21 protein-coding genes are annotated in these 22,899 nt (G+C 71.6%); 11 read left to right on the top strand and 10 right to left on the bottom strand.

Translation table 11 applies throughout. From position 1 onward, the window contains the following. Positions 1 to 63: 63 nt before the first annotated feature. Positions 64 to 957 carry a bile acid:sodium symporter family protein gene (locus R2B67_RS02665; protein ID WP_317816253.1) on the bottom strand — a complete coding sequence of 298 codons (894 nt, stop codon included), beginning with the start codon at positions 955 to 957 and terminating at the stop codon, positions 64 to 66. Positions 958 to 1,600: 643 nt separating this feature from the next. Between R2B67_RS02665 and R2B67_RS02660 the strand changes: the two genes are divergently transcribed. Continuing rightward, positions 1,601 to 2,305: a PE-PGRS family protein gene (locus R2B67_RS02660; RefSeq protein WP_317816251.1), complete on the top strand. Its 705-nt coding sequence runs from the start codon at positions 1,601 to 1,603 to the stop codon at positions 2,303 to 2,305. A 44-nt stretch (positions 2,306 to 2,349) separates the two neighbouring features. Here the strand turns inward: R2B67_RS02660 and R2B67_RS02655 are convergent, their stop codons facing one another. Together R2B67_RS02655 and R2B67_RS02650 are read right to left on the bottom strand one after the other, a co-directional pair. Then, positions 2,350 to 2,892, bottom strand: a complete 543-nt coding sequence (locus tag R2B67_RS02655; RefSeq protein WP_317816249.1) for a hypothetical protein — start codon at positions 2,890 to 2,892, stop codon at positions 2,350 to 2,352. Between the two features lie 26 nt (positions 2,893 to 2,918). Continuing rightward, positions 2,919 to 3,752 (bottom strand): hypothetical protein, encoded by an 834-nt coding sequence (locus R2B67_RS02650; RefSeq protein WP_317816247.1) that lies wholly within the window; start codon positions 3,750 to 3,752, stop codon positions 2,919 to 2,921. 189 nt (positions 3,753 to 3,941) lie between these two features. On the opposite strand from R2B67_RS02650, the gene panD reads away from it, so the two are divergent. The 3 genes from panD (at position 3,942) to R2B67_RS02635 (ending at position 5,135) form a co-directional block, all read left to right on the top strand. Beyond that, a complete protein-coding gene (panD, locus tag R2B67_RS02645) occupies positions 3,942 to 4,367 on the top strand; it encodes an aspartate 1-decarboxylase (protein WP_018513132.1) in 426 nt (141 codons plus the stop codon). A 41-nt stretch (positions 4,368 to 4,408) separates the two neighbouring features. Next, positions 4,409 to 4,762 carry a GNAT family N-acetyltransferase gene (locus tag R2B67_RS02640; RefSeq protein WP_317816244.1) on the top strand — a complete coding sequence of 118 codons (354 nt, stop codon included), beginning with the start codon at positions 4,409 to 4,411 and terminating at the stop codon, positions 4,760 to 4,762. A gap of 166 nt (positions 4,763 to 4,928) precedes the next feature. Beyond that, positions 4,929 to 5,135: a hypothetical protein gene (locus tag R2B67_RS02635; protein WP_317816242.1), complete on the top strand. Its 207-nt coding sequence runs from the start codon at positions 4,929 to 4,931 to the stop codon at positions 5,133 to 5,135. Positions 5,136 to 5,174: 39 nt separating this feature from the next. Here the strand turns inward: R2B67_RS02635 and R2B67_RS02630 are convergent, their stop codons facing one another. The 5 genes from R2B67_RS02630 to R2B67_RS02610 all read right to left on the bottom strand — a co-directional run bounded on the left by R2B67_RS02630 (position 5,175) and on the right by R2B67_RS02610 (position 10,707). Next, positions 5,175 to 6,560 (bottom strand): type III PLP-dependent enzyme domain-containing protein, encoded by a 1,386-nt coding sequence (locus R2B67_RS02630; RefSeq protein ID WP_317816240.1) that lies wholly within the window; start codon positions 6,558 to 6,560, stop codon positions 5,175 to 5,177. A 26-nt stretch (positions 6,561 to 6,586) separates the two neighbouring features. Beyond that, positions 6,587 to 7,384, bottom strand: coding sequence for a family 1 encapsulin nanocompartment shell protein (locus tag R2B67_RS02625; protein ID WP_018513129.1), 798 nt, complete (start codon positions 7,382 to 7,384; stop codon positions 6,587 to 6,589). Next, on the bottom strand, positions 7,384 to 8,481 hold the full coding sequence (locus tag R2B67_RS02620; RefSeq protein ID WP_317816234.1) for a Dyp-type peroxidase: 1,098 nt from the start codon (positions 8,479 to 8,481) through the stop codon (positions 7,384 to 7,386). The genes R2B67_RS02625 and R2B67_RS02620 overlap by 1 nt, the downstream gene beginning before the upstream one ends. Positions 8,482 to 8,620: 139 nt before the next feature. After that, entirely contained in the window at positions 8,621 to 10,063 is a 1,443-nt protein-coding gene (gene gndA, locus R2B67_RS02615; RefSeq protein WP_317816232.1) for an NADP-dependent phosphogluconate dehydrogenase, read from the bottom strand. 65 nt (positions 10,064 to 10,128) lie between these two features. Next, a complete protein-coding gene (locus R2B67_RS02610) occupies positions 10,129 to 10,707 on the bottom strand; it encodes a DUF5709 domain-containing protein (protein WP_317816230.1) in 579 nt (192 codons plus the stop codon). Positions 10,708 to 10,858: 151 nt separating this feature from the next. Between R2B67_RS02610 and R2B67_RS02605 the strand changes: the two genes are divergently transcribed. The 3 genes from R2B67_RS02605 to R2B67_RS02595 all read left to right on the top strand — a co-directional run bounded on the left by R2B67_RS02605 (position 10,859) and on the right by R2B67_RS02595 (position 14,499). Beyond that, on the top strand, positions 10,859 to 10,999 hold the full coding sequence (locus tag R2B67_RS02605) for a hypothetical protein (protein WP_157851185.1): 141 nt from the start codon (positions 10,859 to 10,861) through the stop codon (positions 10,997 to 10,999). Positions 11,000 to 11,305: 306 nt separating this feature from the next. Then, positions 11,306 to 12,781 carry a UDP-N-acetylmuramoyl-L-alanyl-D-glutamate--2,6-diaminopimelate ligase gene (locus tag R2B67_RS02600; RefSeq protein ID WP_317816225.1) on the top strand — a complete coding sequence of 492 codons (1,476 nt, stop codon included), beginning with the start codon at positions 11,306 to 11,308 and terminating at the stop codon, positions 12,779 to 12,781. 137 nt (positions 12,782 to 12,918) lie between these two features. Then, positions 12,919 to 14,499, top strand: a complete 1,581-nt coding sequence (locus R2B67_RS02595) for a carboxylesterase/lipase family protein (protein WP_317816222.1) — start codon at positions 12,919 to 12,921, stop codon at positions 14,497 to 14,499. Between the two features lie 26 nt (positions 14,500 to 14,525). Here the strand turns inward: R2B67_RS02595 and R2B67_RS02590 are convergent, their stop codons facing one another. After that, positions 14,526 to 15,557: an SCO7460 family lipoprotein gene (locus R2B67_RS02590; protein WP_317816219.1), complete on the bottom strand. Its 1,032-nt coding sequence runs from the start codon at positions 15,555 to 15,557 to the stop codon at positions 14,526 to 14,528. Between the two features lie 250 nt (positions 15,558 to 15,807). Here R2B67_RS02590 and R2B67_RS02585 point away from each other — a divergent pair, with 250 nt between their 5' ends. From R2B67_RS02585 to R2B67_RS02570, 4 genes are all read left to right on the top strand, one after another. Beyond that, on the top strand, positions 15,808 to 16,953 hold the full coding sequence (locus R2B67_RS02585; RefSeq protein WP_317816217.1) for a S1 family peptidase: 1,146 nt from the start codon (positions 15,808 to 15,810) through the stop codon (positions 16,951 to 16,953). A 380-nt stretch (positions 16,954 to 17,333) separates the two neighbouring features. Then, positions 17,334 to 18,449, top strand: a complete 1,116-nt coding sequence (locus tag R2B67_RS02580) for a DUF1996 domain-containing protein (protein WP_317816215.1) — start codon at positions 17,334 to 17,336, stop codon at positions 18,447 to 18,449. 145 nt (positions 18,450 to 18,594) lie between these two features. Further along, entirely contained in the window at positions 18,595 to 20,361 is a 1,767-nt protein-coding gene (locus tag R2B67_RS02575; RefSeq protein WP_317816213.1) for a galactose-binding domain-containing protein, read from the top strand. 168 nt (positions 20,362 to 20,529) lie between these two features. Beyond that, positions 20,530 to 21,447 (top strand): alpha/beta fold hydrolase, encoded by a 918-nt coding sequence (locus tag R2B67_RS02570; protein WP_317816211.1) that lies wholly within the window; start codon positions 20,530 to 20,532, stop codon positions 21,445 to 21,447. A 64-nt stretch (positions 21,448 to 21,511) separates the two neighbouring features. On the opposite strand, the gene R2B67_RS02565 is transcribed toward R2B67_RS02570, so the two are convergent. Then, on the bottom strand, positions 21,512 to 22,870 hold the full coding sequence (locus R2B67_RS02565) for a GH1 family beta-glucosidase (protein ID WP_317816209.1): 1,359 nt from the start codon (positions 22,868 to 22,870) through the stop codon (positions 21,512 to 21,514). Between the last annotated feature and the right edge of the window lie 29 nt (positions 22,871 to 22,899).

Below are 22,899 nucleotides of genomic sequence, written 5' to 3'. Positions count from 1 at the left end.
ATGTGGTCCGGGCGCCCCGCCGGGGACGAAGGGGCGGGTCGTGGCCCGCCCCTCTTCGCCGGTTCAGCCCGCCCGCACGGCCTCCTCGACGGGGAGTCGGTTGCCGAGACGGGTCATCATCAGCCCGGCGAGCGCCGCGACGGGGTAGGCGAGCACCCCGTAGACGGCAGCGGGCACAGCCAGGCTGACGCTGCCGAGCACGCTGATCGCCAACGTCATGGCGACCGCGCTGTTGTGCACGCCGATCTCCATGGAGCAGGCGATCGCCTGCCGCTTGCCGACGCGTGCCCAGCGCGGCACGAAGTACCCCGTGGCGAGGCTCAGTACGCAGAAGAGAAGCGCCACAGGCCCCGCGTCCACGAGATAGTCGACGATGTTCTCCCGCTCGGCGAGTACGGCCCCGACGATCACCGCGACAAGGACGACGACCGACAGGTTGCGCACCGGACGGTCCATGCGCCGCGCGAACGCCTCCGACCGCCGGCGCGCGATCAGGCCGATCACCACCGGCACCAGCACCAGGGCGAAGACCTGGAGCACCTTGCCGAACTGCAGCCCCAGCCCGTCCTCCCCGATCCCCGGTTCGAAGTGGAGCAGGGCGAGGTTGGCGATGATCGGCAGCGTGACGACGGCCACCACCGCGTTTATCGCGGTGAGCGTGACGTTCAGCGCCACGTCACCGCCGAAGAGGTGGCTGAAGAGGTTGGCCGTCGTCCCGCCGGGCGAAGCGGCCAGCAGCATCATGCCGACGGCGAGCTCGGGGGAGAGGCCGAAGGCGATGACCAGGCCGAAACAGACGGCGGGCAGCAGCAACGCCTGGCAGACCAGCGCTATGACGACGGCACGCGGATGCCGGCGAACCCGCCGGAAGTCATCGGCGGTCAGGGACAGGCCCAGCCCGAACATGATGACGGCGAGGGCGAGCGGGAGCATGACGGTGGCGATGGGAGAGTCCATGTGCGGGTTCGCTCCTGGGCGGGGCAAGTGGTGGCGGGGAAGGGCTGTGCTGGGGAGGGCCGGGCAGTCGACCGCGTAACCGCTGAGAGCGCACGTGCGAGAACCCGATCGGGCCGTTCGTGAGCCGCGACGCCACGGCCATCAGCTCGGACCGAGCAGCCACGATCAGCGTGAACGCCTGCCGAGCGTCAGCCCCGCGGCACATTTCGACGCCCAGGACCGGGCCGCGAGAAGGCAGATCGTGCCTCGGGAACCGGTGGAAAGGAGGGCGAGGGGAAGGGAAGCGAGCCCGGCCGTATCCGTTCGGGCACCTGCTCGGCTGCTGGGGTGCTCGGGGCGGTGGCTTTCCTGGTAACCCCCTCACGGCTGTGTCGGCGGCGCCTGCATGAATGTAACGTCGCTATGTATGCACCGTCAACACTCTGTCACGTCCCTTCCGGTGGCGGGTGCTGCTCCGCACATGACGCACCGGCTGCGATGCGGGCATTCCGAGCAATCCCCCTCATGCTCCGGCGTGAACGCCTTCACGGACTCCTCAACCGGGTCCGGCATCCGCCCGCCTGCCGCCTCAGGAGCCTGTTTGTCGCCGGCCGGGCACGTCTCCTCCGGCTTCACCGCACCGAAGAAGAGCCAGACTGTCCCCATGGACACCTCCTCAGCCCACCAGGACCGTGAAGAAGCAGAGCGGCTGAGCACCGCTGTGGGGGTGCTCGCCGCCTTCCTGAGCCGCCAGCCGCTCACCCAGGCCCTGGCCTCGCTGGAGCACCGATTGGAGGGCGCCGACGGGATGGCCGTCCTGCGGATAGCGGAGGACAGCCACGTCATGCCGGAGCTGCTTGCCTCAGCGTTCACGGCCCGCGAAAGCCTGGGCCGGATCAACGACTTGATCCACGCCTGCGGCATCCTCCTCGCCCTGCCCCACATCCTCGGGGATGAGGAACGCATCACCGTCCGCCCCTCCCTCGGCGCCGGCAACGACCCGAGCCGTCCGTACGACCTGGAGACAGACCAGCGCATCGCGGAGTTCAAGCTCGCTCGTTGGCGCGGCGCGGACGCCATACGCAAGCGCCAGACCTTCAAGGACCTCGTGATGCTCGCCGCCGACACTTCCGGCCGCCGGGCAGAGCTGTTCGTGATCGGTTCCGAGCCCAGCAGCTTCCTGACGACCAGCACTTCAACCGCGGCCTGGGCCCTGGACCGCACCCCAGGGGCGCTGCGGACCTTCACCACCGTCTTCGGCCCACCGAGCATGTCCGTCGCCCAGTTCACCGCGACCCATGCCGCCCACGTTCAGATCACCGATCTGCGGGATCTTCTTCCCGCGCCCGTCGCAGCCCTTTTGCAGTGATACGCAGGCTGCGGAGTTCAACCGCGAAGTGTTGCCCGACGTGATCAACCGGCGCACCCGGATTGTCCACGGACAGGACGAGGCGCCTCGTCCTGTCCCGGCAGCAGACGCAGGGCGAGGACCGATCCGTCGGCTTGCACGGAGACGGGGCCGCCCCAGTCCTTGTCGAAGGTGAGGCGGGGGCGGACGTGGCGGCTCGCGTGGAAGAGGGCGCGGTACTCCTCGACGTCGCCCCTGACGAGGAGTCGGAAGACCTCCTCGTCCACGCCGGAGAACGCTTCGACGCGGGGGCCGTTGAGGCGGAAGACGTGGTCGGTGCCGACGTACTTGGTGCCGGAGAGGGCGTGGGTGGCGTCCTGGATGCTCATGCTGGCCGCGTGCTCAAGGCCGGTGAAGCGTTTGCGGCCCTGCCGGTCGGTCAGGTGGCGGGCGGTGGCGTGGCCGGAGCCGGTGAAGGCCATGAGGCCGGCCGCCGTGGTGTGGGCCAGGGACTCCTGGAACCAGGCGTAGTCCTTCGCCTGCACGTGGCAACCCCGTACGGGCTCCGGTGCCACCAGGCCCTCGGTCGGCGGGTGGATGCCCGGCATCACGTTCGCCTGGCACGGCGGGTCGTTCAGGTTCGGCTCACGGACCTCGGCCGGGAACAGCCGGCCGCCGCTGCCGGGTGCCTGAAGGGCGTGGACGGCCATCGTGCCGCCGTCCGTCGGGAGCTGCGTGCTGAACAACAGGCTGGGGGTCTCGTTCCACGGGCCGATATGGACCGCTCGGCGTGGGCGGAGGCGGAGGCCAGCTGTTCGGCGGAGATGGCGGTGTCGCCGTGGTTGCCCTTGCAGGCGAGGGGGATGGTGAGGGACGGCTCGCCCGGCCGCCAGACCTCTGCGAAGTACTGAGGGCGGTAGCGGTACTTCACCTTCTCGCCCTTGTCTCTGCTGGTGAGAGCCCAGCCCGCGCGTAACGCCGTGTCGGCGGGGACGATCGTCACCGTGTGGTCGGGGAAGCGGCTGCGCAGCAGGTGTTCGGCGAGGGTGAGTGCGAAGCCGATGCCGAGCTCGCCGGACTGCAGCGACTTGTAGTGGTCCGCGATGCGGTGGCCTTCGTCGGTGAGGCCGAGGAAGGAGTCGCGACCGCCGGCCAGGGCCTGGGTGTATTTGAGAGCGCCCCAGTGTTCCGCCAGTCCTCGGCCCGCACCACGCCACGACAGCGCGGTTGCCCGGGCGAGGGTATGGAGGACGTCCCACAGAGTCACTTCGAACTGCCGGGGTAGCTCCGTCTGCGGGATCGGGGCGAGATCACGCTTCCGGCGGAGCGGCTCGTCCTCGTTCTCCTTCCGCTTCTTGTCGTCCGCCGCGATGGCGGACTTCACGTTCCCGATGAGCGCCACGTCGGAGTGGACGGAGATGTTCGACGGCTGGGTCAGGTCCTGGAGCACTTCCTCGGTCGGCTTCAACAGCTCTCCTTCACGGTGTGCGAGGGCGGTTCGCCATCGGTCGGACCGTACGGAAGGGGGGAGCGGCGCACGCAAGTGTGCAGGGGCGCGTGACATGGACCTTGGCTCGGTCGGCGTGTGCCGGTGTACAGTCGAGATCGCCCTTGACCTGCATAAAGCAGGCAGGGAGCCGTCTCAGAGGAGTCCACAGTGCTGCGCACTCTGTTCAAGTCCAAGATCCACCGGGCCACCGTCACCCAGGCTGACCTGCACTACGTCGGCTCCGTGACGATCGACGCCGACCTGATGGACGCCGCCGACCTGCTGCCCGGCGAGCTGGTCCATATCGTTGACATCGACAACGGCGCCCGCCTGGAGACGTACGTCATCGAGGGCGTGCGCGGCTCCGGTGTCATCGGGATCAACGGCGCCGCCGCACACCTCGTGCACCCCGGTGACCTGGTCATCCTGATCAGCTACGCACAGGTCGAGGACGCCGAGGCCCGCGCGTTCACCCCGAAGGTCGTCCATGTCGACGCGGACAACCGGATCGTGGCGCTCGGCACCGACGCGTCGGCCCCGGTGCCCGGGACCCGTACGGAGCGGAGCCCGCAGGCGGTCGTCGCGGGCGGCTGAATCGGCCGTCCGTGCCCACGGAACGAGGAGAGCGGAAGCCCATGGCGGAGGACGCTGCTGTAGAGATCAGCGACGACCGTGAGCGCGGCATGCTCACGGCCCGGGCGGACGGGAAGGTCGCCGGAACGATCGCGTACTTCGTCATGGAGCCCGCCCCGGGCGCGCTCGTGGCCGTCCATACGGTGGTCCGCCCCGAGCACGAGGGCAAGGGCATCGCCGGAGCCCTCGTCCGGAGGTTCTACGCCATCGCCGCGGAGGAGGGAGTCCCCGTCGTGCCCCTGTGCCCGTACGCGGCGAAGTGGGCGCAGCGCCACCCTGACGAGGCACCCGCGGCTCCGGAGGAGCTCGTACGGGAGGCGGAGCGGCAGCTCAAGGACCATCCCGAGCTGTTCTGAGGGGGAGCAGGAGGAGAAGGAGAGGGAGGGGTGGCGGGCGCTTGTTCCGCGAACCCGCACTCCGCCCTGCGTCGTACGTGTGGACTCGGCAGGCGCGGGCAGCCGCACCGGGAGACGGTGGAGGAAAGCTCCATCTGTCCGTTTCGTGTCGTTGTGGAGGATCGAAATGACCCACCCGTACCCCGACCCCGTACCGCCGTCGCCGACGCCTCCGCCCGTGCCGGGTCCGCCCACCCCGGTGCCGAGCCCGCCGCCCGTGCCGCCGGGGCCCGCCCCGGTGCCGCCCGGCCCGGCCCCGGACCCGATTCCGCAGCCTCCGGCGCCCGGCCCCGACCCCGTACCGGACCCGGAGCCGCAGCCCGCCGGGTCGTAGAGGAGTGGCCTGGGGGCTCCGTTCGTACGGAGCCCCCACTCAGCCCAGCCCCGTCAGCGCGTCCGCGTGTGCCAGGCCGCTCTCCGCGGCGATCGCGTCCATCGTCTGGGCCTCCCGCACCGTCGCGAACACCACCTCGCCCTCCGGCGCCGTCGAGCGGAAGCCGTACACCGCCGGGCGCGGCAGGCTGTTGTACGCCCACGGGGTGGAGAAGTAGTACGCCCCCGTGTCGTACAGGACGACGAAATCGCCCTCGGCCAGCTCCGGCAACTCCCGGCCGTGCGCCACCACATCGCCCGCGAAGCAGCACGGCCCCCCGATGTCCTGTGCCAGCGGCCGTCCGCTTTTCGGCGAGCCGTCCTCTGTGAACGCCCCGACCCGCAGCGGCCAGGAGTCGGGCATGAAGACGGTACGGGTGGCGGTCTGCGCCCCCGCGTGGGTGAGCGCGATCCGGCGGCCGCCGGCGTCCTTCGTGTACTCCACCCGCGCCCCGATGAAGCCGTTCTTCGCGAGCAGCGACCGGCCGAACTCGGTGACCAGCGCGTACCGGCCGGAGAACAGGCCCGGGGCCGCCGCCGTCAGCGCGTCCACGTACGCCGCGTACGTCGGGTGCGTGGTGTCGTCCGTGAAGTTGACCGGCAGCCCGCCGCCGATGTCCAGGCTGGTCACCTGCCGGGTGCCGAGGCGTTCGTTGATCTCCTCGGCCAGCTCGTACGTCTGCGCCACGCCCGCCGCGATCAGCTCCAACGGGCAGCCCTGGGAGCCGACATGGGCGTGCAGGCGGGTCAGCCACGGGCGCGCCTCGAAGGCCCGTACGACCGCCTCGCGCGCGCCCGGATCACGGAGCGCCACCCCGAACTTCGAGGTGTCCGTCGCCGTGGACATCGGGCCGATCGCCCCGCCGCCCACCTGCGGGTTGACCCGCAGTCCGAGGACGGAGGGGGCGTCGCGGTGCCGCAGTGTGTCGATACGGCGGAGTTCGTCGATGCTGTCGGCGTTGACGGCCACCCCGAGGGCGAGCGCCAGCCGGATCTCCTCGCGGGTCTTGGCGGGGGAGTCCAGGACGATCGTCCCCGGAGCGAAACCGGCCTCGACGGCGAGCCGCAGCTCACCCGGGCTCGCCACCTCGCACCCCATCCCGCAGTCGGCGAGCAGCCGCAGGACCGGGATGAGGGAGGAGGCCTTGGCCGCGAAGGTGTGCAGCACCCCGGGGCTGTGCGCGAACGCCTCCCGCAGCTCGGCGACGGACGAGCGCACCCCCTCCGTGTCGACGAACCCGGCCACCGGGCGGGACTCGCTCAGCAGCCCCTGCCCGACGGCCGCCCGGACGGCCGCGTCGAAGCGGACGGCGGGGCGCGCGAAAGGCGGTGTAGGTGGCGTAGGTGTCTGTGTCGTACGGCCGGAGTCGGTGATGGCTGCCCCCACATGTCTTCGACGAAAGCGGCTGGACCTCAGGCGATGAGCCCCACCACCGCCTCCGGCGTCAGCATCCGGAACGTGAACGCCTGCTGGAAGTAGAGGTGGACGCTGGTGGCGTCATGGTCCGCGTACCCGATCGACAGGTCCTGGCCCAGGCAGAGTTCGAAGTCGCCGCCCCGGGTCGACAGCAGCACCCCGCCCTTCACGGCGGGCGCCCACAGGATCTCGTCGTCCACGATACGGGCCAGATGGGTCTTGACCGGAAAGCCGTGGTCCGACATCTCGGCGGCCTCCGTGAACGCGTCCGCGCCGAGCAGCAGCCGATACGGCCCCTCGACACCGGCCAGCCGCAGCCGCGTCACCGCCTGGCTGACCGCCACCGGATAGTCCCGTGCGTCGGCGGGCAGCGGCAGCGGGTCGTGCGAGGAGCCGTCCCGCAGACCGGTGATCCCGGCCGCCGCGTACCCGTCGATGACCGCCATGTCCTCCGCGAACGCACAGGTGCGCGCCGCGTCCTTGACGGGCTGCCAGTCGCTGTCGGCGGAGCCGCGCTCCACGTCGTCCACCGCCTGCCTGCTCACCGTGAACGGCACCCGCCACTCGATGACCGGCATCGACGTACGCGCCCGGGCCACCACATCCGGCGTCGGCGGGTCGATGTCGCGCAGATGGCCGTCACCGACCGCAGCCAGCGTCGGGCCGTCCGGATCGGAGACGTCGACGACGCGGCGGCCCGCGACATGGCGGCGGAACGTACGCCGCGCCTCCTCCTCGATCTCGTCCCAGGCGGCGGGGGTGACCGGTGCGAGCTCGCGATGCAGATTGTTCATCACTGGGCGCTTTCTTGCAGGCTGCCGATGCGCAGCGAACCGTGGTCCGACCCGGCCGACCCGGCCGATCCTTCCGGTCCGTCCGGTCCGTCCGGTGCGGCCGCGACGGGCACCGGTTCCGGCCGGTCCTCGGCGCGGACCAGGGAGGGCGGGGGCGGCGGGTCGTCGAGGAACTCGGCGCGCGGGGCGAAGAAGAGGCCTCCGGTGACCGCCGTGGAGAAGTCGAGGATGCGGTCGTGCGTGCCGGGCGGATCGCCGAGGAACATGTTGCGGAGCATGCGTTCGGTGACGTCGGGGTCGGCCGCGTACCCGATGAAGTACGTGCCGAACTCGCCCTGACCGAAGTTCCCGAACGGCATGTTCGCCCGCAGGATGTCGCGTTCGGTGCCGTCCGGGTCGGTGATCGTGTTGAGCGCGAGATGGGAGTCGGCGGGCTTCTCGTCGTCGGGAAACTCCACGTCGTCGAGTTTCGTGCGCCCGATGACGCGCTCCTGCTCCTCCACGGAGAGCGCGTTCCAGGACGTCAGGTCGTGCAGATACTTCTGTACGACGACATAACTGCCGCCCTCGAACTCCGGATCGTCGTCCGCGCCGACCAGCGCCGCCGAGCGGGCGTCGTCGCCCACCGGATTCTCCGTACCGTCCACGAAGCCCAGCAGATCCCGGTGGTCGAGATAGCGGAAACCGTGCGTCTCGTCCACGATCCGCAGCGCCCCGCCGAGCTTGGTGAGCAGCTGCGCCGCCCACTCGAAGCAGACGTCCATCCGCTCCGCCCGGATGTGCAGCAGCACATCGCCCGGGGTCGCCGGGGCGTGGTGGAGCCGGCCCCGCAACTCCTGGAACGGGTGGAGGTGCGCGGGGCGCCCCCCGCCGAACAGACGGTCCCAGACGGCGGAGCCGAACCCCGTCACACAGGCGAGACCGGCGTCCGGGTAGCGGAAGCCGAGGGACCGGGCGACGGCCGCCAGGTCCGGCAGCACCTCCCGTACGGCGTCCTCACCGCCCGGCTCGACCGTCCCGACCAGGAACAGCGCCGCATTGGTCAGCGGCGCCACGACGGGCTGGACGGAGACGGGGTCGGGGACGGCTGCGGACATGCGCGGCACTCCAGGCATCGGGGGACCGGGTACAACAGGGCTCGCAGCCCACTAAGCCATGCCCCGCGGACAGCCGCACCCGGGGTGACCCGGCCGAGCCACCCGGTGACCCGGCCGCCCCACCCCGGGTGCGTACGCCTCAGCCCGCCTCGACCTCGGACCGGTCCCCGCCCCACAGCGTGTGGAACGACCCCTCCCGGTCCGGACGCCGGTAGGTGTGCGCCCCGAAGAAGTCCCGCTGCCCCTGCGTGAGCGCCGCCGGCAGCCGGTCCGCGCGCAACCCGTCGTAGTAGGACAGCGCGGCGGCGAAACCGGGCGTCGGCACGCCCTGGCGCGCGGCCTCCGCCACCACCGCCCGCCAGTCCTCCTGCGCGGCCCCGATCTCCCGCCCGAACTCCTCGTCCGACAGCAGGCTCACCAGCTCCGGCCGGGAGTCGTAGGCGGCCCGGATACGGTCAAGGAACGCCGCCCGGATGATGCAGCCCGCCCGCCAGATCGCCGCCACCGAACCGAGGTCGATGTCCCAGTCGTACGCCTCGCTGCCGGCCCGGATCTGGTGGAAGCCCTGCGTGTACGAGACGACCTTCGAGGCGTAGAGGGCCTGCTCGACCCGGTCCGCGAACGCCGACGCGTCCGCCCCCTCCAGCGGTTTCGCCACCGGCCCCGGCAGCTCCCGCGACGCCTCGCGCAGGTCCGCGTGGCCGGAGAGGGAACGCGCGAAGACCGCCTCGGCGATCCCGGAGACGGGAACACCCAGGTCGAGCGCGATCTGCACCGTCCACCGCCCGGTGCCCTTCTGCTCCGCGCGGTCCTGCACGACGTCGACGAACGGCTTGCCGGTGGCCGCGTCCGTATGGGCGAGGACCTCGGCGGTGATCTCGATGAGGTACGAGTCCAGCCGTCCGGTGTTCCAGCTCCGGAAGGTGTCGGCGATCTGCGCGGGGGAGTACCCGGCGATCCGGCGCAGCAGGTCGTACGCCTCGGCGATCAGCTGCATGTCCGCGTACTCGATGCCGTTGTGCACCATCTTCACGAAGTGCCCGGCCCCGTCGGGGCCGATGTGCGCGGTGCACGGGGTGCCGTCCTTCGCCTTCGCGGCGATCTTCTCCAGCATCGGGCCCAGCGACGCGTACGACTCGGCCGATCCGCCCGGCATGATGCTCGGGCCGTGGAGCGCGCCCTCCTCCCCGCCGGAGACGCCCGCCCCGACGAAGTGGATCCCGCGTTCCCGCAACTCCTTCTCCCGGCGGCGGGTGTCCTCGAAGTGGGCGTTGCCACCGTCGATGATGACGTCGCCGTCCTCCAGCAGCGGCGCGAACTCCTGGATCACCGCGTCCGTCGGATCCCCGGCCTTCACCATGATCACCAGTCGGCGGGGGCGTTCCAGCGCCGCGACGAACTCCTCGGGGGTGTGCGCGGCGACGAACGTGCCCTCGTCACCGAACTCCTTCACGAGGGCGTCGGTCCGGGAGGCCGTGCGGTTGTGCACCGCGACGGTGAAGCCGTTGCGGGCGAAGTTCCGGGCCAGGTTGCGGCCCATCACCGCGAGTCCGGTGACGCCGATCTGGGCAGTGCCGCTCATCTGTGTGCTCCTGCGATTCCGGGGGGCGTTCGGTCAGGGGAGTACGGGACGGGGGACGGCGGCGTTCACGCGCCTTCGGCGGAGCCCTTGATGGAGCCCTCTACGGGGGAGCTGTCAACAGGAGCGCCGTCCTCGGCGGCACCGTCGACGAGCGCGCCGTCGGGCAGCGAACCGTCCAGAAGGCTCTCGTCGTCCCCCTCCTCGGGGATCACGTGCATCGCGGCTTCCTCGGCCGACGCCGCCGCGCCGTCGATGCCCACATCGCTGGCGGTGAGCGTGGCCGGGACAGTGCCGTCCGCCTGCTGGGTCAGCCGCCCGGCACGGGCGACGCCGACCTTGCCGTCCCAGAGCTCGCCATCCCCGCCCGCCAGGTCTCCCACACCGTCGCCGGTGAAACCGGGAGTCTCGGGAACCTCCCTGGTCAGCCGGGTTTCGAGCGACTCACCCGTGAGGCTCTCGGCAGCCGTGGTGCCGAGGCCTTCCACCACCCAGGGGCGGTCCGGCGGTGAATAGCCCTCGTCGAGCGGATCGCCGGTGCCGGAGGGGTCCAGCAGCGTGTCCTCGGAGCCGAGCTGTTCATCGGGGTCGGCGGCCTCCTGCTCCTGAGGCTGGTAGACGTCGTCCCCCCAGTCGGTGTCGCTCATGGCGCGCATCCTTTCCTCGGGAGAACCACTGTCCCCTGTACGCAATTCCACTCCGGTCCCGCTCCGCCCGCAAAGGGAAGATCGGGCCCTGACATGTCCCCGCCTGCTCCGGGCGGGCCGGGACAGGCCGGAGCGGACGTACACTCGGCTCATGGGTCGTAGCGCCGAACTGGGGAAGTGCCCGCACCGGGCCCCCTCCGCGCTGCCCCCGGTCGCGGTCCCCGCCGCCGCACCGGCACCCGCCGACGCGGCGCCCGGAACGGGCCGTACCGCACTGCACGGCCACGGCTAGCGGTCTTCGGCGTCCGCGGATCCGGGCCAAGGGGACGCCCCGGTCCGCCGCCCCTCCCACGAACGACTCCGGCCTCTCCGCGCCGGAGGGAGCCGCCGCCCCCGGCGCTCGCATACGTAACGCAACACCCATCACGCATCACGCGGCACCCATCACGTCACGCAACACCCACCACGTAACGCAACATCCGACACGTTACGCATCACGCATCACGCATCACGCATCACGCGGCACAGGCGCACCCGCCCGTGCCGCTGCCCGGCGACGGCCGCAGAGACGGGCCGAGCCGCACTCGAAGGGACCATCGTGAAGCTGAGCGACCTACTGGCCGGGCAGGACCACCACGTGCTGCAGGGAAGCCCCGAGCGCACCAGGATCACCGCCGGCACGACGTACGACGCGGACCGGGTCACGCCCGGCTCCGTCTTCGTCGCGGTACCCGACCACGCGGCCGGCGGTCCGGACGCCGTCGCGCCGGCCGTCGCCCGTGGCGCGGCAGCCGTCGTCGTCGACGCCCAGGCACCACCTCTTCCCGCGGCGGCGGGCGACGTGTGCGCGATCCGGGTGCCGGACGCCCGCAAGGCCGCCGCCGTCATCGCCTCGCGCTACTTCGGTGAGCCGGGCCGTGCGATGGACCTGATCGCGATCACCGGGACCAACGGCAAGACCTCCGTCTCGTACATGGCCGAGTCGGTGCTACGGCTCGCCGAGGGCGCCCGGGTCGGGGTGATCGGCACGGCGGGGAGCCGGATCGGGGACGAACCGATCCCGATGCCGCCCTCCGCGCTCTCCACCCCCGAATCGCCCGACCTCCAGTACCTGCTGAGCCGTATGCGCGACAGCGCGGCCGGCAGCGTCGTCCTGGAGGCCACCTCGATGGGCCTGCTGACGCACCGTCTGGACCGGACCTTCATCGACGTGGGCGTCTTCACCAACCTGTCGCAGGACCACCTCGACGACCACGGCACCATGGAGCACTACCGCGATGCCAAACTCCGCCTCTTCCAGGGGCTGTGCCGGCGCGCGGTCATCAACGCGGACGACCCGGTCGGCGCCGGCATCCGGGAGCTGATGCCCGACGCGGTGACCACGTACGCCCTGGACGGCCCGGCGGACTACCGCGCCACCGACCTGGCGGTGGACGCCTCGGGGACCCGGTTCACCCTGCACCACGACGGCCGGAAGTACCCGGCGGCGATCCCGTCCCCGGGGCGGTTCTCGGTCTCCAACGCCCTAGCGACGGTGGCCGCCTGCCACCTGCTCGGCCACGGCCTGGCCGGGCTCGTCGACGCGCTGGAGCGCATGCCGCAGATCCCGGGCCGCTTCGAGCGCCTCCACACCTCCGAGGGCACCTCGGTGATCGTGGACTACGCCCACTCGCCGGACTCCCTCAACAAGGTCCTGACCACGATCCGCGGCTTCGCCGAGGGCCGGGTCATCACCGTCTTCGGCTGCGGCGGCGACCGCGACACCACCAAGCGCGCCGAGATGGGCACCATCGCCGGCACCCACTCGGACCTGTGCGTGCTCACCTCGGACAATCCCCGGTACGAGGACCCCGAGGCGATCCTCGACCAGATCGCGCCCGGCATCGCGGCGACCGGAACGCCGTTCGAACGGTTCACGGACCGCCGTGCGGCCATCGCCTCCGCCCTCGCCTCGGCGGGACCGGCCGACATCGTGCTCATCGCGGGCAAGGGCAGCGAGCCGCACCAGATCGTCGGTGACGAACTGCTGCCCTTCAGCGACATGGCGACGGTGCGCGAACTGATCGGCCAGTAGGCGACCGATTCCCGGGCCCACCCCGCCCACCTGCGAAAAGGCGTTGGCGCGAGAGGCCTCCCGGCTGACATCCTGCCCACCGCACGCCCGAACGCCGGGCGGGTGGTCGGGCGGAGCAGGGCGGGGGAGCGGCAGCCGTGGATGTGTTCACCACGCGGGCGGGACGCGTACGAGGGCGGCGCTCCGAGCGGGACCCGGGGATCGTGACCGTACGCGGACTCCCTTACGCCGCACCGCCGTTCGGCGCCGACCGGTTCCGGGCGCCCCGTCCGGCGCAGCCCTGGGACGGCGTACGGGAGTGCACCGCGTACGGGCCCGTGGCGCCCCAGTCCGCCGAACTGCCCGGCTCCCCGGCCTGGTCGCCCGGGGACGAGGACATCCTCACACTGAACATCTGGGCACCGGCCGACGGGCCCGGAGACCTGCCCGTGCTCGTCTGGATCCACGGCGGCGCGTACGTCTTCGGCTCCTCCGCCCAGCCCGACTTCGACGGCACCGCCCTCGCCGCCCGGGGGCTCGTCGTCGTCACGCTCAACCACCGCCTCGGCTTCGAGGGGTTCGGCCACGTTCCCGCCGACGGCGAGGGGCCCGCCTGCCCCGACAACCGGGGGCTGCTCGACCAGATCGCCGCCCTGGAATGGGTCCGGGACACCATCGCCGCCTTCGGTGGCTCACCCGGGCGCGTCACCCTGGCCGGACAGTCCTCGGGGGCCACCTCCGTGGCCTGCCTGATGGCAGCCGACCGGGCGCGCGGCCTGTTCCACCGGGCCATCCTGCACAGCGCCGTCAACGCCTGCGCCACGGTCGGACAGGCGGCCCGCACCACCGCCGAGGTCGCGGCGGCGGCCGGGGTGCCCGCCACCCGCGCGGGGCTGCTCGCCGCCTCACCGCAGGCGCTGGTGAGCGCATCCGACCGGGTCGTCGAGCGGTACCGGCAGGACCCCGGCTCCGGGCAGCGCCACTACGATCCGGCGATCTACGGGCCCGTCGCCGACGGGGACCTGCTGCCCTGCGACCCGCTGGAGGCGTGGGCCGCCGGGGCCGGAGCCGGCGCGGACGTGGAGCTGCTGGTCTGCCACACGACGGAGGAGTACTGGCTCCTCGACGCCGTGGGCAGCAGCGCCAAGGTGACCACGGAACAGCAACTCCGCACGTTCGCCGCAGACTTCGGCCTGCCACCGCAGCTCGTCGACGCCTACCGCGACCGTCTGCCGGACGCCGCTCCCGTCCTCGACGTCTATCTTGCCCTGTACGGAGACCTCCTCTTCGCCGAATACAGCAGCCGGCTCGCCGAGGCCCACGCCCGGGCCGGCGGACGGACCTACCTCTCCCGCTTCGACCGCCGGAGCGGCGGGGACGCTGGGGACAGCGGCAGGGACAGCGGCAGGGACAGCGGCAGGGACAGCGGCGGGGACGGCAGGCGGGTCCGGGCCTGGCACTGCGCGGACATCCCCTTCGCCTTCGGGAACCTCCACGACGAGAACCTCCACTTCCTGATGGGCGGCCCGCCCGGCCCGGCCGACCACGAGCTGGCGCACCGCATGACCGGCGCCTGGGCCGCCTTCGCCGCCCACGGGGACCCGGGCTGGGCCCCGCTGGACGGCGGCGGAGAAGGGAATGCGGTGCGGGTGTGGCGTACGGCCGGGGAGGAAGCCCGGGAGACCGGCGCGTTCCGTGATCCGTGGGAAGCGGCGGGACTGCCCCTGCTGGCACCCTGACACGGCTCAGTGCGGCCTGACACGGCTCAGTACGGCGGCAGCCGCAGCGCCCCCGTACCCTCGCGTACGTCGTGCACGATGCGGATCTTCCCCACCGGGTTGCCGCGCTCGTCCGCCGTGACCAGGACCGCGTCGTCGCTGTTGACGCAGCGTCCCCGCTCGCCCGGCTCGGGGCAGAAGAGCAGATAGCCGGTCTGCCGGTCGATCCGGCCCGGCTCCAGGCGCCACACCCACTGATAGTCGCTCATGACCACGTTCGGGTAGGTGGCGCGCAGCTCCTCCCGTACGGCGTCCTGGACCGTCTTCCCGAACGCCTGCCGCTCCTTGAACGGCCGCACCACCCGGGCGCTGCCCACCGTGTCCACCCGCCCGTCCACGATGTCGTAACTGGCCGAGTAATAGGTGTGCTTGGTGAGCGAGGCGACCAGGTTGCTACGGGTCAGGCGCAGCAGGGTGGGCCAGGAATCCTTGCCCCGGTTGCGCTTCTCGGCAACGGCGGGGGAGACCACGTTCACGTACGAGGCCTTTGCCTTCGCGAGCGGGGTGTCGGCTCCGCTCGCCGTGACCCAGCGCTGGACGCAGCCTCCGATGTCGGCGAGCACCCGCTGCACGGTGGCGTTGGTCAGTTCGGCCACCACGTACGGCGGCGTCCCGGTGGGGCCGAGGGCGATGACCTCGTAGCCGCACGCGTCGAACGCGTCCCGCAGGGTGCGGTACGCGGCCGCGTCCGCCCGCCCGCGCGCCACCGCTTCCGCGAGGACCCCGGCGCACTCCTTGCTGTCGCAGGTGCCCTTGTCCGCGTTGATGCGCAGCCGGACCACGGCGTCCCGGTCGTCGGCCACGGCGAAGGTGACCTCCGAGCCTCCGGTGCCCGGGAAGAGCGTGCGTGCCCCGATCGCCTTGATCTGGCCGGGGAAGTGCTTGTCGGCCAGTTCCTCCGCCGCCCGGCGGTCCTCCTTGGTGGTGACCACCCCGCAGGCCCCGACCAGGGTCACCAGCGAACCTGCCAGTACGCAGATGGCGGCGGCTCTCCACTGCCTGCGGCGTGATCCAGCCATGGTCTGCTCCTCGGGGTGGTGCCGCCGTGTGTTCCTGTGACAGTAGGACCGGAAGCCGTGAGGCCGGATGAGTACGCCTACTCAAACCCCTCCGCACCACCTCCTGTCATTGGCATGGACCTGACTATCGAACTCCGCTACAGTCCGGGACGACGCATCTGAGAGCGCTCTCAAAAGCTCGATCCGATGTGCTCCCGGATGGATCCCGTTCCACCCCCACGTCGCTGGAACAACAGGAAGGGTCACTCCCTTGAGACACGCAACCGCCCTGCGGACCGGTCTGTCCGCGCTCCTGGTCCTCGGTGCCTGGACCGCCGTCGGCCCGTCGGCCGCCTCCGCCGCCCCCACCGGCTCCGCGGAGCTCCCCGCCTCCGCCGCCCTGCTCTCCGCCATGCAGCGTGACCTCGGCCTGACCGAGGGCCAGGCCCGTACGCGGCTGGCGCAGGAGAAGGCGGCGACGGCCCTGGAGCCGAAGGCGCAGCGCGCCGCGGGCTCGGCCTACGGCGGGTCGTGGTTCGACTCCGCGACCGGCAAGCTCACCGTGGCGGTCGCCGACGCCGGCAAGGCCGGTGCCGTACGGGCCGCCGGCGCGCAGACCCGGATCGTCGAGCACTCGGCCGCCCAGCTCGACGCCACGATGAAGCGCATCGACGCCCTGAGCGCGCCCGACGGCGTGGCAAGTTGGCGCGTCGACCCCGCCACCAGCCGCGTCGTCGTGAACGTCGTCGGATCCGCACAGGGTGACAACGATGTCCGCGCCTTTGTCGCCAAGGCCCGCAAGGCCGGGCCCGTCACGGTGGAGCGGACGGCCGAGGCCCCGCAGACCTTCGCCGCCGGGACCGTCGGCGGCGACCCGTACTACACCGGCAACGTCCGCTGCTCGATCGGCTTCTCGGTCCACGGCGGCTTCGTCACCGCCGGGCACTGCGGGGGCACCGGGCAGCAGGTCCGCGGCTGGGACAACTCCTACATCGGCAACTTCCAGGGCTCGTCCTTCCCCGGCGACGACTACGCCTGGGTGAACGTCGGCAGCGGCTGGTGGACCGTCCCCGTCGTCCTCGGCTGGGGTACCGTCCCGGACCAGCTGGTGCGCGGCTCGAACGAGGCCCCGATCGGCGCCTCGATCTGCCGCTCCGGCTCCACCACCCGCTGGCACTGCGGCCGGGTCCTCGCCAAGAACGAGACCGTCAACTACAGCCAGGGCGCCGTGCACCAGATGACCAAGACCAGCGTCTGCGCCCAGGGCGGCGACTCCGGTGGGTCGTTCATCAGCGGCGACCAGGCCCAGGGCGTCACCTCCGGCGGCTGGGGCAACTGCTCCAGCGGCGGTGAGACCTGGTACCAGCCGATCAACGAGATCCTCAACCGCTACGGGCTGAGGCTGCACACCGCCTGATCCGGGGGAGCCGCACGCCCGGCTCCCGTCGGTGAGGTGAATGCGTACGACAGGTGCCTGAGCGGCCCCGCCCACGGGTGGGGCCGCTTCCGTGTGTCCGTCCTTCCCCGCGCCCCCCGGGCGATTCGGCACCCGCCGTCGCATTGGCCCGTTACCTCAACGCCCTTTGCGTAGAGCGTCGTTCACAAGCTATTGACACTCTCTGAGCCTCGACGCAACACTGACAGCGCCTTGGAGAGCGCTCTCCCAGATAGTCTCCGGCCGCTTGCCGGTCTCGTGGACGCCCTGGGGCGGTGGCCCTTCCCGGCTGTACCACCAGCTCAACTCTCCCCCCACCGTGCACCCGATGTGCATGGATGCAGAGCGGCATGGAGGTCCGCATGGCGACAAGACTCAACAGAACGACCCTGGTGTCCACGCTGATCGTGGCGACCGCCCTGGCCCTGGTGGCCCTGGGGCTGTCCGTGATCACGAACGCCGGAGCCACCACGGCCGCGGCCGCCCGGCCCGCGGCCGATCCGCCCGCTGCGGCGTCCCACGTGATGCAGGGTCACAAGATGGCGCCCGCCAAGCCGGTGGCCTTCGGCGACGACCCCGACGGCGACGGGTACATTCCGGCGAATCCGCCGGTCACCGGGGTGGAACCGTCCCGGGAGATACCCCCGCACCGCTACTTCCACGAGTTCCAGGCGAACTGTTCGGTCACCCACACCGCCCCGGACGACCCGATCGTCTACCCGGGCCAGGCCGGCGCGTCGCACGACCACACGTTCATGGGGAACGACACCACGAACGCCAGCAGCACCACCGCCTCGCTCGGTGCGGGCGGCACGGCCTGCGTGGCGCCGGGTGACCTCTCCGCGTACTGGATGCCGACCCTCTACAAGGGGAACCAGGAGATCCGCCCGATCGGACCGCAGGTCATCTACTACAAGGCCGGGGTCACCGACTATCGCACGGTCCGGCCCTTCCCCAAGGGGCTGCGGTTCGTCGTCGGCAGCCCGACCCAGACCAAGGAGCAGTTCCGCGACCACCCCGGCATGGTCGAGGGGTACGAGTGCGGTGAGAGCTACCACAACTACGACTTCCCGGCGGCCTGCCCCACCAGCCCGGACACCCAGCTGAACCTGCGTATGCAGGCGCCCAGTTGCTGGGACGGGAAGTACCTGGACACCCCCGACCACAAGGCCCACATGGCCTATCCGATCGTGACGGGGGCCAACCAGGACGTCTGCCCGGCGAGCCACCCGGTCGCTCTGCCGATGATCGAGTTCAAGATGGCGTGGCCGGTCAACGGAGACATGTCGCAGGTGAGACTGGCCAGCGGGACCGGCCATTCCTTCCACTACGACTTCTTCAACGCGTGGGACGACGCCACGCTGAAGGCCCTGGTCGACCACTGTGTCGTCGGCGGCCTCCAGTGCAACGCGCGCGGCTACGACGAGAACAACCCCGGCCGGGGTGCCGCTCTGGACGAGAACTACGAGCTGCCCTGACCGCTGATCGACCGCCGGACCGAACCTTGAGCGCTCTTCCCCGTGGGCGCACCCTGCCTACGAGGGAGAGCGCTCTCCCATCCCTCTCTCTCCCTTCCCTCAGCCCCTCCCCCCAGCCCCTTCCCCACTGAGGAGCACTCCCCCCATGAACCTCCCCCCTCTCCGACGGTCACCCCGCGCACGGCGCCGGGCCACCGCACGCCTCGCCGCAGCCGCTCTCCTGGCCGGGGCCGTGGCCGCCCTTCCGGCGCCCGCCGCCCACGCGGCGGGCAGCGTGGTCGAGGTGACCGGCTCGCAGGGCGACTGGCAGTTGACCGTGGACGGTTCGCCGTACACCGTCAAGGGCCTGACCTGGGGCCCATCCGTCGCGGACGCCGAGCGGTACATGCCCGATGTGAAGTCGATGGGTGTCAACACGATCCGCACCTGGGGCACCGACGCCACCACGAAGCCCCTCCTGGACACCGCGGCGGCCAACGGCATCAAGGTGATCGCCGGCTTCTGGCTCCAGCCCGGCGGCGGCCCCGGCAGCGGCGGCTGTGTGAACTACCTGACGGACACCGCGTACAAGAACGACATGCTCGCCGAGTTCCCGAAGTGGGTGGAGACCTACAAGGACCATGAGGGCGTCCTCATGTGGAACGTCGGCAACGAGTCCGTACTCGGCCTGCAGAACTGCTACAGCGGCGAGGCCCTGGAGCAGCAGCGCGACGCGTACACCTCGTTCGTCAACGAGATCGCCAAGAAGATCCACGACGTCGACCCGAACCACCCGGTCACCTCCACCGACGCCTGGACCGGGGCCTGGCCGTACTACAAGAAGAACGCGCCCGACCTCGACCTCTACGCCGTGAACTCCTACGACGCCGTCTGCGACATCCGCTCCACCTGGGAGCAGGGCGGGTACGACAAGCCCTACATCGTCACCGAGGGCGGGCCGGCCGGCGAGTGGGAGGTGCCGGACGACGCCAACGGCGTACCGCAGGAGCCCACCGACGTGGAGAAGGCGGCCGGGTACAAGAGCGCCTGGGACTGCGTCCAGGACCACCCGGGCGTCTCGCTCGGAGCGACACTCTTCCATTACGGCACCGAGTACGACTTCGGGGGCGTCTGGTTCAACCTGCTGCCCGCCGGCCAGAAGCGGCTCTCGTACCACGCGGTGAAGGAGGCGTACGGCGCCTCCACCTCCGGTGACAACACCCCGCCCGTCATCAGCGGGTTCACCGTCGACAACGCCACCGCCGTGCCGGCCGGGCGGACCTTCCGGGTGAGCGCCTCCGTCACCGACCCGGACGGCGACGCCCTCAGCCACCAGGTGCTGTTCAGTTCCAAGTACGTCGACGACAACGGCAGCCTGACGGAGGCGGAGTTCACCGACCGCGGCGACGGCACCTTCGACGTGACCGCCCCGGACCGGCTCGGCGTCTGGAAGGTCTACCTCAAGTCCACCGACGGCCAGGGCAACGCCGGCATCGAGACCACGTCCTTCAAGGTGGTGCCGCCACAGGTCGACGGGGACAACCTGGCGCTCGGCAGGACCGCCACGGCCTCGACCTTCCAGGCGGACAGCACCGGCTGCCCCTGCCCGGCGGCCAACGCCGTCGACGGGTCCTTCGACACCCGCTGGGCCAGTGAGTGGGCCGACCGGCAGTGGATCCAGGTCGACCTGGGCTCCACCACCTCCTTCGACCACGTACAGCTGGCCTGGGAGGCCGCCTACGCCAAGGGCTACACCGTCCAGACATCGGACAACGGCGAGGACTGGACCACCGTCCACACCGAGACCGCGGGCAACGGCGGCATCGACGACATCGAGGTCGCCGGGAGCGGCCGCTACGTCCGTGTGAGCACCTCGGAGCGCGGCACCCCGTGGGGCAACTCGCTCTACGAGTTCGGCGTCTACCGCAGCTGATCCCGCCGGACTCCACGACGACCTGCCGCACCGTTTCTCCCCGCTGCCGGTGCGGTGGGACAGGCCGTGGCGGCCACGGAAATCCGTGGCCGCCACGGCCTTCCCCTTTGTACGGTGGCCCCTTCCGGCACCGACAAGATCACTGCCTTCCGCCGGACGGAGACCACGATGACCGACAGGACGGCCGTACGGACAGGCCTGCTCACGGTGGACGGCGCCACCCTCCACCACGAGGTGCGCGGCGGGGGGCCGTTGCTGGTGATGATGCCGGGCGGGAGCGCCGACGCGGGGATCTACGATGCGATCGCGGCGGATCTGGCGGACCGCTGGACGGTGGCCACCTTCGACCCGCGGGGCTACTCGCGCAGCGCGCCGGCCGGGCCGGTGGCGGACCAGTCGCCCGCGACGCACGCCGATGACATCGTCCGGCTGATCGAGTCGCTGTCGCCGGACGGGGCTCCCGCCGCGCTCTTCGGCTCCAGTTCGAGCGCCGTCGTCGCGCTGGCCGCTCTGGCCCGCCACCCCGGCCGGCTGAGCCGGGTCGTCGCCCACGAACCGCCCGTGGTCGCGTTGTTGCCCGACCCGGAGGCGGGGCGCGCGCTCTTCGCGGCCGTACGGGAGGCCTTCCGGCGGGACGGGGTGGCGGCGGCGATGACGACAATGGCGGCGGGGCTCGCGCCGGAGGAGGGTGAGGCCGCCCCGGGCCCGGAGCGGGCGGCCGAGAGGGGTGAGGCCCCCACCCCGGAGCAGACCGCGGACCAGGCCGCCAGCCAGGAGCAGGCCCCTGACCCGGAACAGGCCGCCACCTTTCGCCGGATGCACGCCAACCTGCCCGTCTTCCTGGAGCACGTGCTCTGCCCCTTCAGCGGTTACGTCCCCGACCTGGTGGCCCTCAAGGCCGCCGCCGCGCACCTGGTCGTGGGCGTCGGCCGGGACTCCCGCGCCCTCCTGCCCGCCGTCGCCGCCGAAGGGCTGGCCCGGCGCGTGGGGGCCGAGGTGGCGGAGTTCCCCGGCGGGCACATCGGCCTCACCGAGCACCCCAGGGCCTTCGCCGCCCGCCTGCGGGACGTGCTCGCCGCCCCGTGAAAAGGCTCCCGGCCGTGGCGGGCGTACCACCACGGCCGGGAGCCCGCAGGCAAGGCGGAGGAGCTCAGGCGGGCAGCCCCGCGTGGCGCCCCGCGTGTTCCCGGATCAGCTCCGCGTACCGGCGGCCGCTGCTCTTGACCGTACGGCGCTGGGTCGCGTAGTCCACGTGCACCAGGCCGAACCGCTTGTCGTAGCCGTACGCCCACTCGAAGTTGTCCAGCAGCGACCAGGCGAAGTACCCGGCCAGCGGCGCGCCCTTGGCGACGGCGCGGGCGCAGGCGGCGAGGTGCTCCTCCAGGTACGCCACGCGCTCCGGGTCGTGGACCGAGCCGTCCGCCGCGACGGTGTCCTGGTAGGCCGAGCCGTTCTCGGTGACGTAGATGCGCTCCACGCCGTACTCCTCGGTGAGCCGCAGCAGCAACTGCTCCAGCCCGTCCGCGTACACCTCCCAGTCCATGTACGTGTGGCGCGCGTCGGCCACCGGGACCTGCGTGAACCCGGGCGCCGGGCCGGACGGGTCGGCGGTGACGATCTGGCGGAAGTAGTAGTTCAAGCCCAGCCAGTCCAGCGGCGCCGCGATGGTCTCCAGGTCGCCCGGCCGCACCGGGAGCTCGACTCCGTACGTCTCGACCATGTCCTGCGGGTAGCCGCGCCCGAGGACCGGGTCCAGCCACCAGCGGTTGATGTGGCCGTCCGCGCGGCGGGCGGCGGCCAGGTCGGCCTCGCTCGTGCTCGCCGGCACGATCGGGCTGAGGTTGTTCACGATGCCGACCCGGGCGTCCGAGGAGGCCGCGCGGATCGCCTGCACGGCCAGGCCGTGGCCCAGGTGCAGGTGGTACGAGGCCCGTACGGCGGCCGTCAGGTCGGTGAGGCCCGGGGCCATCCGGCCCTCCAGGTGCCCGATCCACGCCGAGCAGAGCGGCTCGTTGAGCGTCGCCCAGTCCTTGACCCGGTCGCCGATCCGCTCGACGACGTGGGAGGCGTACGCGGCGAAGTGCTCGGAGGTCTCCCGCACGGTCCAGCCGCCCCGGTCCTGGAGCACCTGCGGCAGGTCCCAGTGGTAGAGCGTGGCGAACGGGGTGACCCCGGCCTCCAGGAGGCCGTCCACCAGCCGGTCGTAGAAGTCCAGGCCCGCCTTGTTGACCGGCCCGTCGCCGCCCGGTACGACGCGCGGCCAGGCGATCGAGAACCGGTAGGCGTCCGCGCCGACCTGCTTGATCAGGCCGATGTCCTCGGGGACCCGGTGGTAGTGGTCACAGGCGATGTCCCCCGTGTCACCGCCGTCGACCTTGCCGGGCGTGTGCGAGAACGTGTCCCAGATGGAGGGGGAGCGGCCGTCCTCGGTGACGGCTCCCTCGATCTGGTACGCGGCGGTGGCGACGCCCCAGGTGAAGTCGGCCGGGAAGGCGTTGAGGTCTCTCACGTGCTGCCCTTCTTCGGTCACGTGCTGCC

The sequence above is a fragment of the Streptomyces cyaneofuscatus genome, assembly GCF_033109485.1.
Classification (GTDB): domain Bacteria; phylum Actinomycetota; class Actinomycetes; order Streptomycetales; family Streptomycetaceae; genus Streptomyces; species Streptomyces cyaneofuscatus.
The sequence above is the reverse complement of the archived record's forward strand: the minus strand, read 5'-3'. Positions and strand labels throughout refer to the sequence as shown.

Bases quoted from the DNA above. Each gene is read 5' to 3' on its own strand.
- gndA (WP_317816232.1), bottom strand. From the start codon at position 10,063: ATGAGCGGCACTGCCCAGATCGGCGTCACCGGACTCGCGGTGATGGGC.
- R2B67_RS02665 (WP_317816253.1), bottom strand. From the start codon at position 957: ATGGACTCTCCCATCGCCACCGTCATGCTCCCGCTCGCCCTCGCCGTC.
- R2B67_RS02640 (WP_317816244.1), top strand. From the start codon at position 4,409: ATGGCGGAGGACGCTGCTGTAGAGATCAGCGACGACCGTGAGCGCGGC.
- R2B67_RS02620 (WP_317816234.1), bottom strand. From the start codon at position 8,481: ATGTCCGCAGCCGTCCCCGACCCCGTCTCCGTCCAGCCCGTCGTGGCG.
- R2B67_RS02605 (WP_157851185.1), top strand. From the start codon at position 10,859: ATGGGTCGTAGCGCCGAACTGGGGAAGTGCCCGCACCGGGCCCCCTCC.
- R2B67_RS02660 (WP_317816251.1), top strand. From the start codon at position 1,601: ATGGACACCTCCTCAGCCCACCAGGACCGTGAAGAAGCAGAGCGGCTG.
- R2B67_RS02570 (WP_317816211.1), top strand. From the start codon at position 20,530: ATGACCGACAGGACGGCCGTACGGACAGGCCTGCTCACGGTGGACGGC.
- R2B67_RS02635 (WP_317816242.1), top strand. From the start codon at position 4,929: ATGACCCACCCGTACCCCGACCCCGTACCGCCGTCGCCGACGCCTCCG.
- R2B67_RS02655 (WP_317816249.1), bottom strand. From the start codon at position 2,892: ATGCCGGGCATCCACCCGCCGACCGAGGGCCTGGTGGCACCGGAGCCC.
- R2B67_RS02590 (WP_317816219.1), bottom strand. From the start codon at position 15,557: ATGGCTGGATCACGCCGCAGGCAGTGGAGAGCCGCCGCCATCTGCGTA.
- R2B67_RS02580 (WP_317816215.1), top strand. From the start codon at position 17,334: ATGGCGACAAGACTCAACAGAACGACCCTGGTGTCCACGCTGATCGTG.
- R2B67_RS02610 (WP_317816230.1), bottom strand. From the start codon at position 10,707: ATGAGCGACACCGACTGGGGGGACGACGTCTACCAGCCTCAGGAGCAG.
- R2B67_RS02575 (WP_317816213.1), top strand. From the start codon at position 18,595: ATGAACCTCCCCCCTCTCCGACGGTCACCCCGCGCACGGCGCCGGGCC.
- R2B67_RS02625 (WP_018513129.1), bottom strand. From the start codon at position 7,384: ATGAACAATCTGCATCGCGAGCTCGCACCGGTCACCCCCGCCGCCTGG.